Genomic DNA, 15,956 nt, shown 5'->3' with positions numbered 1-15,956 from the left:
TCCATGTCAGAAGCCAGGGAAATTCGCGTCCCCGACATTGGTGACTTCGATGCCGTGGAAATCATCGAAGTGCTGGTCTCGCCGGGTGACCAGGTTGAGGCCGAGGCCTCGCTGATCACCCTCGAAAGCGACAAGGCCACCATGGAAGTGCCCGCCCCCTTCGATGGAACCATCGAGTCACTGTCAGTGAATGTGGGCGACAAGGTCTCCGAGGGCGATGTCATCGGCATGGCCGTACCGGCCGACGGCAGTGGAGGCGGCGACGAGGCCGCAGCGGATAGCGGCGACGCGCCAGCGGCCGAGCCCGCCGCCACTGAGTCGACATCGGCACCGCCGGCAGCGCCCGCCAGCCCGGCGCCGGCAGCCAGCGCCAACGCCGAGGCGCCGACGGACGCGGACTGTGATCTTCTGGTGGTGGGTGCGGGCCCCGGCGGATACAGCGCCGCCTTCCGCGCCGCCGACCTCGGTCTGCGCACCATCCTGATCGAGCGCTACCCCACCCTCGGCGGGGTCTGCCTGAACGTCGGCTGCATCCCCTCCAAGGCATTGCTGCACGCCGCCAAGGTCATCGACGAAGCGGAATACTTCGCCGACCACGGCATCCGCTTCGGCAAACCGGAGATCGACCTGCCGAAACTCGAGTCCTGGAAGTCCGACGTGGTGGGCAAGCTCACCGGCGGGCTGGTGGGCCTCGCCAAGCAGCGCAAGGTCGAGGTGGTCCACGGACCCGCGCAGTTCGTCGATGACTACCACGTTCGGGTGGACACCGAGGGTGGCGCCCGGGACATCAGTTTCCGCAACGTCATCATCGCCGCGGGATCCCGTCCCATTGCCCCCCCGGGCTTCGATCTGGATCACCCGCGAATCATGGACTCCACCGACGCCCTCAAGCTCGAGGAGGTGCCCAGGCGCATGCTGGTGGTGGGCGGTGGCATCATCGGCCTGGAGATGGCCTCGGTGTACCACGCCCTGGGCAGTGAAATTACCGTGGTGGAGCTGGCGGACCGGCTGATGACCGGCGCCGATCCGGACATCGTCAAGCCGTTCCGCAAGATCATCGAGAAGCGCTACGCCAACATCTTCCTCAACACGCGGGTGTCCAGCCTCAGCGCCGACGACGACGGCGTCAGCGTCACCTTCGAAGGCGACAAGGCCCCGGCCGAGGACCGCTTCGATCGCGTGCTGGTGTCGGTGGGCCGACGGCCCAACACCGACCTCCTCAACATCGAGGCCACCGGCGTCAACGTGCTGGACAATGGCTGCATCGAGGCCGATGAGCAGATGCGCACCCGGGTGCCCCACATCTTTGCCATCGGTGACCTGATCGGGCAGCCCATGCTGGCTCACAAGGCGGTTCACGAAGGCAAGGTGGCCGCCGAAGTGGCCGCCGGCGAAAAAAGTGCCTTCGACGCCCGGGTCATTCCATCGGTGGCCTACACCGACCCGGAAGTGGCCTGGGTGGGCGTTACCCAGGAGCAGGCCAAAGCCGAAGGCCTGGACGTGGAAGTGGGCAACTTCCCCTGGGCGGCCAATGGCCGGTCCCTGTCCAACGGCCGCGACGAAGGCATCACCAAGCTCATCTTCGAGAAGGGCACGGAGCGGGTCATCGGCGCCGGCATTGTCGGCACCAACGCCGGTGACCTGATCGCCGAAGTCGGACTCGCCATTGAAATGGGTGCCGACATGCACGATATTGGTCTGACCATTCATCCGCACCCGACGCTCTCCGAGACCGTCGGCATGGCGGCCGAGGCCGCCGCGGGAACGTTGACGGATTTGTACATCCCCAAAAAGAAGCGCTGAGGGATCATGCCCGAAACCGCCGCCGTCGTTGCCACCGGACGCTATATCCCCGAGCGCCGAGTGACCAACGACGAGCTGCGGCAGCGTTTCGAGCCTCACGGTAAAGCGGAACTGATTGATCGCTTTGAAGCCAGTTCCGGCATCCTGCAGCGCTTTTACGCGGCGCCGGATCAGACCACCTCGGATCTGGCCCTGAAGGCGTCGCAACAGGCCCTGAGCCAGGCCGGTCGGCAGCCGGATGATCTGGATCTCATTATCCTCGGCACCGACACGCCGGATCGCCTGACCCCCGCCACCAGCGTCATCCTGCAGGCCAAACTGGGCGCCCGGCGAGCCGGTACTTTCGATATTGGTTGCGCCTGCGCCTCCTTTCCCACCGGTCTGGCCACCGCGGCGGGCCTGATGGCCGGCAACCCCACTCTGCGCTCGGTGCTGGTGGTGGGCGCCTACCTGATGCAGCGATTGGCGGATCCGGACGACCCGACGGTGTTCTTCTATGGCGATGGGGCGGGAGCGGCCCTGTTGGAACCCGCCGAGAACCGCGGAATCGGCGCCACCGCGTTCATGGCGGATGGCCGATACGCCGATCACTGGGGCATTATGGCCGGGGGCACCCAGGAACCGGCGAGTCAGGAGGCGGTGGCGGCGGGTCGCACCCGGGTGCGACTACAGGAGCGCTATCCCCCGGCCATTAACGAGGAGGGGTGGCCGGCGGTCATGCGGGAGCTGGGCCGGCGCGGCGACTTTGACCCGGCCACGGTGGATCTGGCGCTGTTCACCCAGGTGAACGCCGGCAGCATCGATACCGTCTGCGGGACACTGGGCCTGCCGCCGGAGCGGGCGCCCCGGCTCATGGCGGAATACGGGTACACCGGTTCCGCCTGTCTGCCCATTACACTGGACCACGTGTTGCGCAGTGGACAGGCCGGGCCGGACGACCGGGTCACGCTGGTGGGGTCGGGGGTTGGATACAACATGGCTGGAGTGGCACTGACCCTCTAGGCTTTTACGGGAGGAGGCGGAGATGAATCAGGCGAGCGCTTTGCGTACACGCCGGGTCGACGCGTTACTGGAGCGGGCCCAGGAGCGCTGGAAGACCGACCGCCTGCCACTGATCCAGGATTTTCTTCGCCATTACGCCGCCGCCCTGCCGACTCCGGACCTTAACGAACGGGACATCACCAACCTCTACGGCGCCGCCATTTCCCACTGGAGTCTCGGCGAGCGTCGTCCGACGGGTCATACCCGCCTGAGCGTCTATAACCCCGACCCGCAGCACAACGGCTGGGAGTCTACCCATACGGTGGTCCAGCTGGTCACCGATGACAGCCCGTTTCTCGTCGACTCGTTGTCCATGGCGCTCAACGAACTCGGCCTGATGATCCACCTGATCGTTCATCCGGTGCTGGAAGTGGATCGCTCGGGCGACGGCCATGCCCGACAGGTCAGCGGCGATCCGGCCAGTGATGGCCAGGCCGAGGCCTGGATCCACCTGGAAGTGGATCGCCAGAGCGATGGCCGCCAGCTGGAGGCCATCGAGCAGGCGCTATGGTCCGCACTCGGCGACGTGGAGGCCGCCGTCAGTGACTGGCAGCCCATGGCCCGGCAGGCCCACAAGGCCATTGAGGGGCTTCGCCGCCACGGACCGGCCATGGAGGATGACTATCTGGAAGAAGTGATCGCCTTTCTGGAATGGCTGCTGGAAGATCATTTCACCTTTCTGGGGTACCGCCGTTACAACCTCCGCCGGCAGGGCCGCGAACTGGAGCTCAATGCCGTCAAGGACAGCGGCCTGGGGTTACTGCGCCAGGACAGTCAGGAGCGGCATCTGTCCAGCCGCTTCGATCGATTGCCCGCGCCCATGCGGGAGCAGGCGGTTGACCCGGATCCGCTGATTCTGACCAAATCCAGCCACCGCTCCACGGTGCACCGCCGCGGCTACATGGACAGCATCAGCGTTAAGCGCTTCGATCGGCAGGGTGAGGTCATCGGCGAACACCGATTCCTGGGGTTGTTCACCTCCGCGGCCTACAGTCAGAGCCCCCACCGCATCCCGCTGCTGAGGCGGCGGGTGCGTGCCGTGCTGCAGATGGCCGGGTTGCGTCAGAACAGCCATGCCGGCAAGGCCCTGGGGCATATCCTCGAGACCTATCCCCGGGACGAGCTGTTCCAGATTGATGCCGCCACCCTGCACGACATTGCGGTGGGCATTCTGCAGCTCCAGGAGCGCCAGCGGGTTCGGCTCTTCACCCGCCATGACCGTTTCGGGCGCTACGTCTCCTGTCTGGTCTACGCGCCCCGGGATCGTTACGACACGGCGGTGCGCCAGCGCATGCAGTCCATTCTCATGGACGCCTATGGCGGCGCCCACTCGGAGTTCACGGTGCAGCTCTCCGAGGCCGTGCTGGCCCGCATTCAGTTCATCATCCATCTGGATGACGGACCGATGCCTAAAGTGGACGAGGACGCCGTCGAGGCCCGACTGGCCGCCACCACCCGCGCCTGGACCGACGATCTGGCTCAGGCATTGGTAGAGCATTGCGGCGAAGCCCGGGGCACGCGGCTGCATCATCTATACGGTGAGGCGGTCAGCGCCGCCTACCGCGAAGACACCAGCCCCCGGGCGGCGGCCCAGGACATCGAACGAATCCATGGCCTGAGTGCCAACGAGCCACTGGCCATCAGCCTCTACCGCCCCCTGGAGGCAGAAGCCGGCACCCTGCGGCTGCGGCTCTATCAGCGCGGCGACCCCCTGAATCTCTCCGAGGTGCTGCCGGTGCTCGAGCACATGGGCCTGCAGGTGGTGGATGAGCGGCCCTATGGCATTCACGCGCCGGCCCGGTCGGCTCGCTGGATCCATGACTTCGGCCTGCGTCACGAGCCGTCTCTGAACCTCAACCCCGGCGAACTGCAGAGCCGGTTTGCCGAGGCCTTCAAGGCCATCTGGCGAGGCGAAACCGACGACGACGGGTTCAACCGCCTGTTGCTGGACCCGGGTCTGGACTGGCGGTCCATCGCCGTGTTGCGCGCCTATGCCCAGTACCTGCGGCAGGCCGGCAGTGCCTACAGCCAGGCCTATATCGAGGACACCCTGGCCGCCAGCCCGGCGGTAGCGGCACGCCTGGTGAGCCTGTTCGGTGCACGGCTCGACCCCGCCGGTCACGATCCGGACCGGGCCGAGCAACTGGCGCGGGCCATCGAGGCCGACCTTGAGCAGGTTCAGAGCCTGGACGAGGACCGCATTCTGCGACGCCTGCTGGCGGCTATTCAGGCAACCCTGCGCACCAGCCGCTATCGCTGTGACACCGCCGGTCAGCCTCGCCCCTACCTGGCCCTGAAGCTCAGCCCGGCATCCATCCCCGGCGTCCCTCAGCCGGTGCCCGCCTACGAAATTTTCGTCACCTCCCCCCGCATGGAGGGCGTGCACCTCCGCGGGGGCAAAGTGGCCCGTGGCGGGCTGCGCTGGTCCGACCGGCGCGAGGACTACCGCACCGAAGTCCTCGGGCTCATGAAGGCGCAGATGGTCAAAAACGCCGTGATCGTGCCGGTGGGCGCCAAGGGCGGTTTCGTCTGCAAATGCCTGCCCCGGGAGCGGGCGGCGCAGGCCGAGGAGGTCCTGGCCTGTTATCGGCTGTTCATCCGCGGTTTGCTGGACATCACCGACAACATCGTCGATGGGCGAATACAGCCTCCGCCCGCGGTGGTGCGGCACGACGAAGACGACCCCTACCTGGTGGTGGCGGCGGACAAGGGCACCGCCACCTTTTCGGACGAGGCCAATGCCATTGCCGAGGAATATGACTTCTGGCTGCATGACGCCTTCGCCTCCGGCGGTTCCACCGGCTATGACCACAAAAAAATGGGGATCACCGCCCGCGGCGCCTGGGTGGCGGTTCAACGGCATTTTCGCGAGCTGGGACGGGACATTCAGGCACAGCCCTTCACCGCCGCCGGCATTGGTGACATGTCCGGCGACGTATTCGGCAATGGCATGCTCTGCTCACCGCAGATCCGGCTCGTCGCCGCCTTTGACCATCGACACGTGTTCATCGACCCGGACCCGGATCCGGCGGTGAGCTACGCCGAGCGCCAGCGGCTTTTTCGTCTGTCCCATTCCAGCTGGGACGACTACGATCGCGACTGCCTGTCCGAGGGCGGCGGCGTCTGGCCACGAACCGCCAAAGCCATCACGCTGCCCGAACCGGCCCGGGCAGCACTGGGCATCACGGCCTCGCAGCTGACCCCCGCCGAACTGGTCAGCGCCATTCTTCGGGCTCCGGTGGATCTGCTCTGGAATGGCGGCATCGGCACCTACATCAAAGCCGCTGACGAAAGTCATGCCGACGTCGGCGACAAGGCCAACGACCCGGTACGGGTCGATGCCGAGTCACTGCGGTGCCGGGTCATCGGCGAAGGGGGCAACCTCGGTATCACCCCGCTGGGACGGGTGGCTTTTGCCCAGGCCGGTGGCCGGGTGAACAGCGATGCCATCGACAATTCCGGCGGCGTCGACTGCTCCGACCACGAGGTCAACATCAAGGTGTTGCTGAATGGCGTCGTGGATGATGGCGACCTGACCATCAAGCAGCGCAACCAGTTGCTGGCCGACATGACCGACGCCGTGGCCGATCTGGTGCTGGCCAACAACTACCGGCAGACCCAGGGCCTGAGCCTGATGGCCGACCGCGCGCCCGGCCAGCTGGAGGAGCAGGCGCGCTGTCTGCGTGCCCTGGAGCGGATGGGCCGGCTCGACCGGGGCGTTGAGCAGCTGCCCGACGAAGAGACCCTGGATGAACGCCGCCAGCGGGGACAGGGCCTGACCCGGCCGGAGCTGTCCATTCTGCTGGCCTACGCCAAGATTCTGGCCTTCGAGGAACTGCTGGACTCGGATCTGGTGGCGGGAGAGCTGTTCCTGGATGATCTGGTGGCGTATTTTCCCGGGCCGCTGCGCGAGCGCTTTCGCCACCGCATCGATCAGCATCCGCTGCGTCGCGAGATCATTGCCACCAACCTCGCCAATCACGTCCTCAACCGCATGGGCGCCACTTTTCTGATGCGGGTCGCAGCCATCACCGGCAATAACGTGCCCACCGCCGCCCGGGCCTTTGTCGCCACCCGCGACATCTACGATCTGCGGGATCTCTGGTACGCCGTGGATGCCCTGGACAACCAGGTGACCACGGACCACCAGCACGCCATCCTGCAGGGGCTCTGCGGGGTGCAGGAGCGGGCCACGGTCCGGATGCTGCGCCAGGGCCTGCCGGAGCAGGCGCTGGCCGATCATATCCACTCCACCCGGGAGGCGGTTCAGCGCCTCGATCGGCAGCTGCCCGACCTGCTGGCCGAGCGCGACTGCGCTCGCCTGGAGGCAATCCGCGCCGAGCATGTCGCGGCCGGTGTTCCCGAGGCACTTGCCGGGCGCCTGAGCCGGCTGCCCACCCTGTACGCGGCGCCGGACATCGACGTCGCCGCCAGGCGCCATCAGACCACGCTGGAAGAAGCCGGGCGCATCCACTTTGGGGCCGCGGACCTCACCGGGGCGAACGACCTGCGGCACTGCCTGCAGGCGTTCAACCCGGCAGACGACTGGCAGGCGCGATACCAGACCGGCCTTGTTGAGAACTTGCACGAAGAACAGCGGCGACTCACCGAGACCATCCTGGCGGAGACCCCGGCAGCCGAGACCGAGCAACGACTGCAGCGGTGGATCGAGACCAACCAGGAAGCGGTGGATCATTTCCGGCAGACCGTGGAGCAGATCACCGCCGCGGCCCAGCCGGACACCGCCATGCTGGGTGTGGCCATGCAGTCACTGCACTGGTTGAGCCGTCCCCATCAGGAGAATGCCCCGTGACCCGCAGCGTGCCCCTCAATGTCCGGACCAGCGGCGATGGCCCGGCGGTGATTTTCCTGCATGGCCTCTACGGCTCCGGCAGTAACTGGCGCGCCGTGGCCCGCCCGCTGGGAGCCGACCACCGGGTATTGTTGCCGGATCTTCGCAATCACGGTCAGTCGCCCCATGCCGCCGACATGGATTACCGGGTCATGGCCGACGATGTGGTGGCGCTCATGGATGCCGAGGGCATCGACGCCGGCCGCCTCGTGGGCCACAGCATGGGCGGCAAGGTGGCCATGGCCCTGACCCTGGGTCACCCCCAGCGGGTTCACTCCGCCCTGGTGGTGGACATCGCGCCGGTGGCCTACGACCACTCCGCCGAGCACGGCCGCCTGATCGCCGCCATGCAGGCGCTGGACACCCAGGGCCTGCGCAACCGAGAGGATGCCGATGCACAACTGGCCGCGGCGGTCCCCCACCCCATGGTGCGGCAATTTCTGCTCACTAATCTGCAGCGTCAGCAGGGCGCCTGGGGCTGGCGGATCCCCCTGGCAATCCTGGCGGACCAGCTGTCAGTGATTCAGGACTGGCCGCTGCGGGAGCCCGCGCCCCGATCAACCCCCATGGTGTTCCTGCATGGCGGGGCGTCCGACTATGTGGACCGCCGCGGCCGCGCCGCCATCAATCACCAGTTCCCCCAGGCCACCATCGAGTCCATCGACGGGGTGGGCCACTGGGTTCATGCCGAGGCGCCCACCGCATTCGGTGAGCGGCTCGAACGATTTCTCCATTCGCGAGCATCAACATAGCACCAAGGAAACCGACATGGCAGAGGATTTTCGACAAAGCGCACTGGACTATCACCGCTACCCCACCCCGGGGAAAATCGAGGTGGCACCCACCAAGCCACTGGCCAACCAGCGGGACCTGGCACTGGCTTACAGCCCGGGGGTGGCGGCCGCCTGTGACGCCATTGTCGAGGATGAACGGGCCGCCGCCGAGGTGACGGCCCGGGGCAACCTGGTGGGGGTGGTCACCAACGGCACCGCAGTGCTGGGGCTCGGCAGCATCGGCCCGCTCGCCTCCAAACCGGTTATGGAAGGCAAGGGTGTGCTGTTCAAGAAGTTCGCCGGCATTGATGTCTTTGACATCGAGATCGACGAAACCGATGCGGATCAGCTGGTGGAAACCATTGCCCGCCTGGAACCCACCTTTGGCGGCATCAATCTCGAAGACATCAAGGCACCCGAGTGCTTCGAGGTGGAAGCCCGCCTGCGCGAGCGCATGAACATCCCGGTCTTCCATGATGATCAGCATGGCACCGCCATCACCGCGGCGGCCTCTCTCTATAACGGCCTGCGTCTCGTCGGCAAGAACTTCGAAGACGTCAAGCTGGTGACCTCCGGCGCCGGCGCCTCCGCCATCGCCTGCCTGGACCTGCTGGTGTCCATGGGGCTGCGCCGGGAGAACATCATCGCCACGGATCGGGACGGTGTGGTCTATCAGGGCCGGACCAGCTCAATGGACCCCCGCAAGGAGGTTTATGCCGCCGACACCGGTGCCCGCACGCTGGCCGAGGCCATTGTCGATGCGGATATCTTTCTGGGGCTGTCCGCCCCGGGCGTGCTTACCCCGGACATGGTCCGCACCATGGCCGATCAGCCCCTGATCATGGCGCTGGCCAACCCGACCCCGGAAATCTGGCCGGAGGAGGCGCTGGAGGCCCGCCCCGATGCCATTATCTCCACGGGCCGCTCGGACTATCCGAATCAGGTCAACAACGTGCTCTGCTTTCCGTTCATTTTCCGGGGGGCACTGGACGTCGGCGCCACCACCATCAATGACGAAATGAAAAAGGCCTGCGTGCGCGCCATTGCCGACCTCGCCACCATGGAATCCTCGGATGTGGTAGTGGCCGCCTATGGCGGTAAACCGCTGTCCTTCGGCAAGGACTACCTGATCCCCAAGCCCTTCGACCCGCGGTTGATCACGCGCATTGCCCCGGAGGTGGCCCGGGCCGCCATGGAAAGCGGCGTCGCCACCCGGCCCATCACCGATTTCACCGCCTACCGCCGCCGCCTGTCGGAGTACGTGTTCCAGTCCGGCCTGCTGATGAAGCCCATTTTCGAGCGGGCCAGTCAGAATCCCCAGCGGGTGGTCTATGGCGATGGCGAGGACCCGCGCATCCTCCAGGGCATTCAGCAGGTGGTGGACGACGGCCTGGCCCGTCCCACCATCATCGGTCGCCGGCGGGTGGTGGAAATGCGGCTCAAACGCCTGGGGCTGCGGCTGCGCATCGGCGAGGACTTCGAACTGGTGGACCCCGAAGACGACCCCCGCTTCCGCGAGTACTGGCAGCTCTACCATTCGATCATGGAGCGCCGCGGCGTCACCCCGGATCGGGCCCGGCAGATCGTTCGCACCCGCAACACCGTGATCGCGGCGCTGATGGTGCGGCGGGGCGAAGCCGATGCCATGCTCTCCGGTGCGGTGGGCAAGTATCACCGGCAACTGGATTACGTGAACGAGGTCCTGGGTCGGCGCACCGGCGTGCGCAACCTGGCAGCCATGAACGCCATCATCACCCCCAAGGGCACGCTCTTTCTGTGTGACACCTACGTCAATCAGAACCCCACCGCCCATCAAATCGCCGAGATGACTATCCTGGCGGCGGACGAAATCCGGCGATTCGGCATCACCCCCAAGGTGGCGTTGCTGTCCCACAGCAACTTCGGCACCTCCAATAACCCGGAGGCCGTGAAGATGCGCGAGGCCATGCAGATCATCGAAGACCGCGATCCGGGTCTGGAAGTGGAGGGCGAAATGCACGGGGACGCCGCCATCAACGAAAACATCCGTCAGCGGATCTTCCCCAACTCGCGGCTGGAGGGTCAGGCCAACCTGCTGATCATGCCGACGCTGGATGCCGCCAACATCGCTTTCAATCTTCTCAAAACCGTCACCGACGGCGTGTCCATCGGCCCCATTATGCTGGGCATGTCAAAACCGGCACACATCCTCACACCGTCGGTGTCGGTGCGCAGCATCGTCAACCTGACCGCGCTGGCCAGCGTCGAAGCGGCCATGGCGGCTGCCGACCGCGGGGACAAACCCACCGACCAGGAGGCTTCGTCGTGAGCCCACAGGCCATCCGCATCCACCAGACCGGCGGCCCGGAGGCCCTGCAGCTGGAAGCCTTCGACCCGGGGCAGCCTGGCCCCGGCCAGGTGCGGCTGAAACACAGCCACATCGGCGTCAACTACATTGATGTGTACTTCCGCACCGGGCTTTACCCGGCGCCCACCCAGCCTTTCACGCCAGGCGTGGAAGCCGCCGGTGAAGTGGTCGCAGTGGGCGAGGGGGAGACGGATCTCCAGCCCGGGCAGCGGGTGGCCTATGCCGCCCGCCCGCCGGGGGCCTACGCCGAAGAGCGACTGATCGCCGCGGATCAAGTGGTACCGCTGCCGGATTCCATCGATAACGCCACCGCCGCCGCCGCCATGCTCAAGGGCATGACCGCGCACATGCTGCTGCAGCGGGTTTATGCCGTGCAGCCCGGCGATACCGTGCTGATTCATGCCGCCGCCGGCGGTGTCGGCCTGATTGCCTGCCAGTGGGCCAGCGCCCTGGGCGCCACGGTCATCGGCACCGTGGGGAGTGACGAAAAGGCCGAACTGGCCCGCGCCCATGGCTGCGACTACCCGCTGCTGTACCGGCAGACCAATGTCGCCGAAGCGGCCCGTACCCTCACCGACGGCCGGGGCGTAGACGTGGTCTACGATTCCGTGGGAGCGGACACCCTGGAGGGATCCCTGGGCGCACTGCGCCGCCGGGGGATGCTGGTGAGCTTCGGGCAGTCGTCCGGTAAGCCGCCAGCCATCGAGGTGGGGCAGCTGGCCGCCGGCGGGTCGCTGTTCCTGACCCGACCCACCCTGTTTGACTACATCGACACCCCGCAGGAGTTGCAGGAGGCCGGTCGCGCGCTATTCGAGAACATCGGGGCAGGCCGGATCCGGGTTCGCATCGGCCAGACCTGGCCGCTTTCAAGGGCTGCCGATGCCCATCGGGCGCTGGAGGCGCGGCAAACCACGGGGTCGAGCATTCTGACCGCCGGCTAACCCACCAGCGAGTCGTCCACTCCCAGGGCCGCCCGGTAGGCGCGTCGCGCCTGCTCGGGCTCCTCGAGCCGCTCGTGCACTTCGGCCAGGCAGCGGTGGACGTCTGCCCGGTCACTGCGGGCGGCGGCCGCTTCCAGGTAACTGCGCGCCTGGCCCCAGAGCTCGGCCCGGATGGCCTGACGGGCGGCGGCGAACAGCAGAGTCGGATCCTCCGGCCGCTCCCGAAGCCACTCCGAAAGCGGTTTGGCCGCTCGCTGCGGCGGATCCACCGCCAGCTCCCCGTAAACCTCCACCAACTCCGGCGACCAGCGATCCTTCAACCATCCCCGCAGCAGGCGCTCGGCGGCGTCATGGTGGCCACGACGGATCAGTGCTCTCGCATAGAGCACCCGCAACGCCGGATCTCGCTGCCGGCCCCTGGGGACGGTCTTCCAGACACTCGCCAGGGTGGGTGCCGTGGCGTCCAGGGGCAGCGCCTCAAAGCGACGCTCCAGCGTCTGGGCTTCAAGGGCTGCCATTTCCTGATCCGGCAGCACCCCCTCTCGGCGCAGGTCCGGCAGCAGGGTTTCCAGTCCCGACTGATCGTTCAGGGCCCGCTTTGCTCGCACCAGCAGAGACAACACCCGGTGGTTGCGGGGGGCCTTTTCCCGCAGCCAGCCGAGGGTGGCCACGGCCTGCTCCCACTGCCCCGCGTCCAGCTGCAACTGTGCCTGCACCAGGCCGACCGCTACGCGGGCTCGGGGCTCGGCGGCATCCGCCTCGGCCAGTAAGTCGTCCCGCCGCGTCCAGTCACCCCGGCGCTGGGCCGCCACCGCCGCCAGCAGATGGTTGAAGATGGGCAGCCGCGCCGCCCGGACACTGCTTTCCAGCCGCTTTTCGGCCAGCGCATAACGGCCCTCGGCGAGCTCGATCACGCCTTCCAGCAGATCATTGGCGGCACGGCGGCGGCGACGACTGCCGAGCCGGTCCCGGAGGCCTTCGGGCACCCCCCGAATCCGTCGCAGCAGGCCGGTCCCCAGCAGGGCCGCCGCGACAATCAGAACCACCCCCGCCAGCGCCACGAACAGGCTGCTCTGCACGGTGATCTCGCCAACCCGCACCATGACGAACCCGCCCTGGCGCTCGAACCAGATGGCCGCCGCCACGCTGCCCACCAGCAGACCGAGCAGCGCCAGGATACGCCGCATCATTGCAGCCGCCCCCCGCTCAGCACCGGCGCCAGGACATCGGCAATGTCCGGCCGATCGGTCTCGACGCGCAGTCCGGCCAACGCCTCGATGCGGCCTCGCAGGGCGGTCACGCTGTCCGCGGCGGAGTCAAAATACGCCTCGATCCAGATATCGACCCGCTGCAGCGCCTGCTGATAGGACTCCGGTTCGCCTCGCAGCGCTGCCAGCCGGGCCGCCTCCAGCTGCAACATCAGGTTCTGCTGCAGCAAAAAGCGGGCCTCCGGATCCGGCAACGGCTCCACCTGGCGCTCCCGGCTGACGGTGACGAGCCCTTCAAGACCCGTGCGAAGCTGTGACCAGGCGCGCTCCAGCCGCTCCTGCCAGCCATTCGGCGCTTCCGTGAGCCGTTCCGGCGCCGTGACCCCACGGCGCTCGATCCCCTCGGCCAGCGGCAGATCATCCAGCCCGTCGGCGACCCGGCTCAGACCGGTCATGATGGCCGGCATGTCGTCCCGCGAGGCATCCAGCAAGCGATTGGTGGCCTCGGCCAGCGCCTCGCGCCCGCGGATACCGGCACCGCCGAGCGCCGCCAGCAAATGATCCGCGCCTTCCAGCGCCCGCAGTGCACCGCTGATATCGCCATGGAAACGCACCCGGTTGACGGCAATGCTCGCCAGATAGGCCGCCTCGGCCTCTCGCCAGTCGTCGGCGTCGGATTCCATGCGTCGGTAGAGCTGATCCACCCGGTCCGCCAGCGTGTCCCGGGCGTCGGCCTGGTCCTCAAGCCGGTTTTCGAGCCTGGCCATGGCCTGAAGACGATCCTCCAGGGTCTCGCCAAACTGGGCCAGCCGTCCGCTCATCTCGCCAAACTGCTCAGATTGCCGGGCTTCCAGGGACTGGAGGGCAGACTGCCGGGCGAACTGATCCCTCGCCTCCTGCAATGCCTCCACCTCCTGATAGAGGTACCAGCCGCCGCCGCCACCGAGAATGGCCACCAGCAGCACCCCGACCAGGGCGAGCACACCGGCCACGCTGCGGCGCCCGGCCACCGGCGGTGAAGGCGGTGACGGCGGGCCGGTTTTGGCCGACGCTCCCTTGTCGGTGCCACCGCCGCCGGCGCTCTCTGCCTCCGGGGGACCGCCCTCCGCCGGCGCGTCGGCAGACGCCGTGTCGCTGGACTCGGTGGTCACCGGGTCATCGGCACCCCCGGCGGGTGGTCCGGCGGCCTGGTTGTCCGCCTCGGTGGCATCGCGCTTTTTATCGTCACTCATGTGCGTCTCTCCGTACCGCCTGGCCGGCGGCCTGTTCCAGCTCGGCATCCGCCGCGCCCGCCGCTACCCGAGTGTCCCGGAATCCCGCGTCGCGGGCGGCGCCTGCGATCCGCTCGCTGACGGTTACCAGCCGACTGTCCTGTAACCACCTTAGCGCGTCCGGGGCTGCCATGCCGAGCAGGGCGGTCAGCCCGGCCTGACTGGTCACGATCGTGACATCCAGATCATGGCGCCGCCAGTCGGCGGGCACCGCGAGATCCGTGCTCACCGGGCATCGGCGGTAGACCTCCGCCTCGGCCACCCGCACGCCGCCGGCACGCAATTCATCCTGAAGCCGCCGACGGCCGCCCTCGCCGCGGACAATCAGTACCCGCTCATCGGCCGCTGGCCGGAATGCCGACTCTGCCAGCAGGTCGTCGGCGCCACCGCCGCCTCGGGGTGCGACGTCGACAGACAGGCCGACTGCCCGGGCCGCCGCCGCCGTGCCGGGTCCCACGGCAGCCACTCGGGGCGATCCGCCGGCTCCGCCGACATCCCGGGCCTTCAGCCACGAATGGCCATGGCGTACGGCATTGGGGCTGGTGAGAACAATCCAGTCGGGGGGCTCCGCCAGAGCGGCGGTGTCCGGCTTCAAAGGCTCGATGGTGAGGGTGGGGCGGTACAGGACATGGGCGCCGCCATCCCGGAGCCGCTGCACCAGGGCCTCGCCCTGGCCCGCCGGACGGGTCACCAGCACCCGACGCTGCGCCAGCGGCCCGTTCACCGGACCTCGGCGAGAATGTCGCCGGCCCCCTGATCCAGCATCTCACCGGCCAGTCGATGCCCCAGGGACGGCCCTTCTCGCCGGCCAGCCCGTCCCTCGGCGCGAATCACTCGGGTGCCGTCACGGCTCGCCACCAGCGCACGCAGGTACATTCCTACATCGTCGGTCAGCTCGGCATAGGCAGCCAGCGGCACGTGGCAGCTGCCTTCCAGGCGCGCGTTGACCGCCCGCTCCGCGGCGACCCGGTCATGGGTGTCCGGGTCATCGAGTCCGGCGATCAACGCCGCCACCTCGTCATCATCGGAGCGGCACTCAATCCCCAGGGCGCCCTGGCCCACCGCCGGCAGACTCTCATCCGGTGTCATCACCCGGGTAATACGCTCTCCGAGCCCCAGCCGGCGCAGGCCGGAGGCCGCGAGAATGATCGCCTGGAAATCATCGGCATCCAGTCGCGACAGACGGGTCTGGACGTTGCCCCGCAGGGATTCCACCACCAGATCCGGCCGCCGGGCCCGCAGCTGGGCCTCGCGGCGCAGACTGGCGGTGCCCACACGGGCCCCCTCCGGCAACTCGTCGACGTCGCTGAAGCGGTTGGAGACCAAGGCATCACAGGGATCTTCCCGGTCGAGGATGACCGGCAACTGAAAAGCCGCGGGCACCACCGCGGGCACATCCTTCATGGAGTGCACGGCAATTTCCGCCCGGCCCTCCAGCATGCCCTCTTCCAGGGCCTTGACGAAAAGCGCTTTGCCACCCACCGCCATCAGCGGGCGGTCCGTGATTTCATCGCCCCGGGTGGACATGCCCACCAGTTCGACGGACAGGCCCGGGTGCAGCGCCCGCAGGCGGTCCGCCACGTGGTTGGCCTGCCAGAGCGCCAGCGCGCTGCGGCGGGTGGCAATGCGTAGGTGTTCAATCGGCATGGACAAACAATGATTCTTCGCGGCGGCCGCGGCGGGCCGGGATCGGTCAGCCGCAACCATACCGCGCCCATGC

Annotated in this window: 10 protein-coding genes; 6 read left to right on the top strand and 4 right to left on the bottom strand. The window is 67.5% G+C overall.

The features are described 5' to 3' along the window. Positions 1-3 precede the first annotated feature (3 nt). From lpdA to GJ672_RS00175, 6 genes are read left to right on the top strand one after another with little or no spacing between them, the layout of a single operon-like run. Positions 4-1,803 (top strand): dihydrolipoyl dehydrogenase, encoded by a 1,800-nt coding sequence (gene lpdA, locus GJ672_RS00200; protein ID WP_154295320.1) that lies wholly within the window; start codon positions 4-6, stop codon positions 1,801-1,803. 6 nt (positions 1,804-1,809) lie between these two features. Further along, entirely contained in the window at positions 1,810-2,805 is a 996-nt protein-coding gene (locus tag GJ672_RS00195; protein ID WP_154295319.1) for a 3-oxoacyl-ACP synthase III family protein, read from the top strand. A gap of 22 nt (positions 2,806-2,827) precedes the next feature. After that, complete coding sequence (locus tag GJ672_RS00190; protein WP_154295318.1) at positions 2,828-7,657, top strand: NAD-glutamate dehydrogenase; 4,830 nt, start codon at positions 2,828-2,830, stop codon at positions 7,655-7,657. Beyond that, positions 7,654-8,448 (top strand): alpha/beta fold hydrolase, encoded by a 795-nt coding sequence (locus tag GJ672_RS00185; RefSeq protein ID WP_154295317.1) that lies wholly within the window; start codon positions 7,654-7,656, stop codon positions 8,446-8,448. Before GJ672_RS00190 ends, GJ672_RS00185 begins: the two co-directional genes overlap by 4 nt. A gap of 16 nt (positions 8,449-8,464) precedes the next feature. Then, on the top strand, positions 8,465-10,777 hold the full coding sequence (locus tag GJ672_RS00180) for an NADP-dependent malic enzyme (protein WP_154295316.1): 2,313 nt from the start codon (positions 8,465-8,467) through the stop codon (positions 10,775-10,777). After that, complete coding sequence (locus tag GJ672_RS00175; RefSeq protein WP_154295315.1) at positions 10,774-11,757, top strand: quinone oxidoreductase; 984 nt, start codon at positions 10,774-10,776, stop codon at positions 11,755-11,757. The genes GJ672_RS00180 and GJ672_RS00175 overlap by 4 nt, the downstream gene beginning before the upstream one ends. On the opposite strand, the gene GJ672_RS00170 is transcribed toward GJ672_RS00175, so the two are convergent. Genes GJ672_RS00170 through hemC form a run of 4 tightly spaced genes read right to left on the bottom strand, consistent with a single transcriptional unit; the run spans position 11,754 to position 15,883 of the window. Next, positions 11,754-12,947: a heme biosynthesis HemY N-terminal domain-containing protein gene (locus GJ672_RS00170; protein WP_154295314.1), complete on the bottom strand. Its 1,194-nt coding sequence runs from the start codon at positions 12,945-12,947 to the stop codon at positions 11,754-11,756. The genes GJ672_RS00175 and GJ672_RS00170 overlap by 4 nt on opposite strands. Continuing rightward, the gene (locus GJ672_RS00165) at positions 12,944-14,197 is read right to left on the bottom strand and encodes a uroporphyrinogen-III C-methyltransferase (protein ID WP_195759512.1); all 1,254 of its coding nucleotides are present in this window, start codon (positions 14,195-14,197) and stop codon (positions 12,944-12,946) included. Before GJ672_RS00165 ends, GJ672_RS00170 begins: the two co-directional genes overlap by 4 nt. Beyond that, positions 14,190-14,960 carry a uroporphyrinogen-III synthase gene (locus GJ672_RS00160; RefSeq protein ID WP_154295312.1) on the bottom strand — a complete coding sequence of 257 codons (771 nt, stop codon included), beginning with the start codon at positions 14,958-14,960 and terminating at the stop codon, positions 14,190-14,192. Before GJ672_RS00160 ends, GJ672_RS00165 begins: the two co-directional genes overlap by 8 nt. Beyond that, positions 14,957-15,883, bottom strand: coding sequence for a hydroxymethylbilane synthase (hemC, locus tag GJ672_RS00155; protein ID WP_154295311.1), 927 nt, complete (start codon positions 15,881-15,883; stop codon positions 14,957-14,959). The genes GJ672_RS00160 and hemC overlap by 4 nt, the downstream gene beginning before the upstream one ends. Between the last annotated feature and the right edge of the window lie 73 nt (positions 15,884-15,956).

The organism is Spiribacter sp. 2438 (assembly GCF_009676705.1).
In the GTDB taxonomy this organism is placed as follows: domain Bacteria; phylum Pseudomonadota; class Gammaproteobacteria; order Nitrococcales; family Nitrococcaceae; genus Spiribacter.
Note: the sequence above shows the minus strand (reverse complement) of the source record. Positions and strands in the feature narration are given on the sequence as shown.

Coding starts and splice junctions, on each gene's coding strand:
- GJ672_RS00190 (WP_154295318.1), top strand. CDS start 2,828: ATGAATCAGGCGAGCGCTTTGCGTACACGCCGGGTCGACGCGTTACTG.
- GJ672_RS00170 (WP_154295314.1), bottom strand. CDS start 12,947: ATGATGCGGCGTATCCTGGCGCTGCTCGGTCTGCTGGTGGGCAGCGTG.
- GJ672_RS00165 (WP_195759512.1), bottom strand. CDS start 14,197: ATGAGTGACGATAAAAAGCGCGATGCCACCGAGGCGGACAACCAGGCC.
- hemC (WP_154295311.1), bottom strand. CDS start 15,883: ATGCCGATTGAACACCTACGCATTGCCACCCGCCGCAGCGCGCTGGCG.
- GJ672_RS00180 (WP_154295316.1), top strand. CDS start 8,465: ATGGCAGAGGATTTTCGACAAAGCGCACTGGACTATCACCGCTACCCC.
- GJ672_RS00195 (WP_154295319.1), top strand. CDS start 1,810: ATGCCCGAAACCGCCGCCGTCGTTGCCACCGGACGCTATATCCCCGAG.
- lpdA (WP_154295320.1), top strand. CDS start 4: ATGTCAGAAGCCAGGGAAATTCGCGTCCCCGACATTGGTGACTTCGAT.